The sequence below is a fragment of the Corallococcus sp. CA047B genome (assembly GCF_003612065.1).
Taxonomy (GTDB): domain Bacteria; phylum Myxococcota; class Myxococcia; order Myxococcales; family Myxococcaceae; genus Corallococcus; species Corallococcus praedator.
Genome location: NZ_RAWD01000608.1, coordinates 1 through 2,091, shown reverse-complemented (window position 1 = coordinate 2,091; position 2,091 = coordinate 1). Strand labels below are relative to the sequence as shown.

2 protein-coding genes are annotated in these 2,091 nt (G+C 71.8%); both read right to left on the bottom strand.

Going from position 1 to position 2,091, the window contains the following annotated elements:
* Positions 1-115: 115 nt before the first annotated feature.
* Positions 116-1,372, bottom strand: a complete 1,257-nt coding sequence (locus D7X74_RS41530) for a hypothetical protein (RefSeq protein ID WP_120538424.1) — start codon at positions 1,370-1,372, stop codon at positions 116-118.
* Positions 1,373-1,483: 111 nt separating this feature from the next.
* Positions 1,484-2,053, bottom strand: coding sequence for a hypothetical protein (locus D7X74_RS41525; protein WP_120538423.1), 570 nt, complete (start codon positions 2,051-2,053; stop codon positions 1,484-1,486).
* Between the last annotated feature and the right edge of the window lie 38 nt (positions 2,054-2,091).

Sequence of the window (2,091 nt, the reverse complement as noted above, 5' to 3'; positions counted from 1 at the left end):
GTACCAGTTCCGCCCGTGGCTGGTGGGCGCGGGAGGGCGCGTCTCCGCGTGGCATCCCACGAGGAGGGCCAGCAGGGCGGGGAGGAAGCGTGCGGCGGAACGCATGCGCACGGCCTCAGTACGTGACGGACAGCCGCGCATAGCCTTCGTTGCGGGTGTAGTTGAAGCCGCTGGCGGACAGCGACGAGGAGCGGCTGCTCAGCGTGTAGCCCACCGCGCCCACCAGCCACGGGCGGAACTGGTACTCCGGGCCCAGGTCCAACGACACCAGCGTGTCATTGCGCTCCCCGGTGAACGCGATGAAGTCCACCGCGCCCGCCGCGTGCAGCGCCAGCCGCGAGCCCATCAGCGACCGGGCCTCCGCGAAGATGCGGTCGTCGCGGAAGGTGCCGTAGGCGGCCACCGGTTCGAAGGCGCGCAGGTAGCCGCCCTTCAGGGTGAGCGTGGGGCCCCACAGGTACGTGCCCTCCGCCAGCGCCACCACGTTGCCGCCGCCGCCGGCGCCCAGGTTCTGGCTCCAGCCCGCCTTCGCGGTCAGCGTGATGCGCGGGGACACGAGCCCCGCGACGCCCGCCATCACGTGCACCAGCGTCGCGCTGGGCGTGGTGGTGTCGTTGAAGTAGCCGCGGTAGGTGAGGCCGGTGTCCGCCACCACCGCCGTCTTCGGCAGGAAGCGCCAGCGGCCCTCCACGCCCAGCCGCAGGTTGCCGTAGTTGAACTGGCTGGCGGCGAGCGGATCACACTCCGCTTCGGTGCAGCCCACGGCGGGCAGGCCGCCCAGGGGCTCGAAGAACTCCATCGCGTACGCCACCGACGGCGTCAGCTCCAGCGCGCCGCCACCGGGCTTCCACTGCGCCCGGACGCGCGCCTCGTTGTAGAGCGACAGGATGCCCGCGCCCAGCGCCACCGTGCGCGTGCGGTCCGAGCGCGTGAGCTGGTCGCCGACCTCCACGGACAGCGTGCCCTCCGGGTCGAAGCGCAGCGCCAGGTCCGCCATGCCCTCCAGGTGCGTCGCCGCGCTGGAGCCCGGCGTCAGCAGGCCGGTGTAGACGACGTAGTCCAGGTTGCCGCGCAGCGAGAGCGCCAGCTTCTGCGACGGCACGTCCAACATCAGCCCGGGGCGCACGTGCAGCGCCAGTTCCCCGGACAGGTCCGGCGACAGCGGGCCGGTGCCCTGGTCCAGGAAGTAGCCCACGCCGCTGTCCAGCCGCGTCTCCAGGTCCAGCGTCGGGTGCAGCCGCCCGTTGCCCACCTTGATGCCATTGCCACCCGGGGGGCGTCCGCCCATGCCCTGGGCCGAGGCGGTCAGCGGCAGCAGCGCCGCGAGCACCAGGGCCGTGAGGGCCAGACGGAATGTCCCAGGCTGCGTCATGGAGTCAGAGGCGGTGCGCAAGAGATGGCGGTCGGCATAGCACGCGTTTTTCCCCTCAGGGAACAAACGCTCCACGGCCGGTGATGCGGTGCGTGAGGACGGGCCGGACACTCAGTCGATGGGGCTGGCGGGCGGGGGCCGCACCACCAGGTCCGGCGGCGGCGCGGGGCGCGTGGGGTCGCCACCGGGCAGGTTGTCGGGCTCCTCCACTTCCACGAAGAGGTTCTCGTCGGTGCGGAAGGCGAGCTGGCCGATGCACTCCTCCGCCTCCGAGCGCAGCTGCCCCACCTTCTGCTGGGCGATCATCACCTTGGTGAATTCGTGCTCACCGGGCGCCGCCTCCTGCTTGCTGACGGCCTCCTGGAGCGCCACGTCCGCCTGCTCGGAGATGCGCAAGAGGCCCTTGATCTGCGTGAGCTTCTCGTTGGCGCAGTTGAGCTTCACCACGTCCTTGGTGCCGCGCGCCTCCTCCACCTTCTCCAGCACCTGGCGCAGGGCTTCACGCATGCCGCCCAGGGCCTGGGTGCTGCGCGCCACCTTCTCGCTGTCCGGCACGTCGCTGGCCTTGTCCAACGCGGGCGACAGCGGGCGCGCCGGGACGGGCGTGGGCGCGGGCGGCGGGGCTTGCGCGAACGCCATCCCGGTGGCCATCACCACGACGAGCATTCCCAGGGTGCGCATGCGCCTCACGAGTCCTTCCGGCCCCTTGCCATTCCAGC

Bases quoted from the DNA above. Each gene is read 5' to 3' on its own strand.
- D7X74_RS41530 (WP_120538424.1), bottom strand. From the start codon at position 1,372: ATGACGCAGCCTGGGACATTCCGTCTGGCCCTCACGGCCCTGGTGCTC.
- D7X74_RS41525 (WP_120538423.1), bottom strand. From the start codon at position 2,053: ATGCGCACCCTGGGAATGCTCGTCGTGGTGATGGCCACCGGGATGGCG.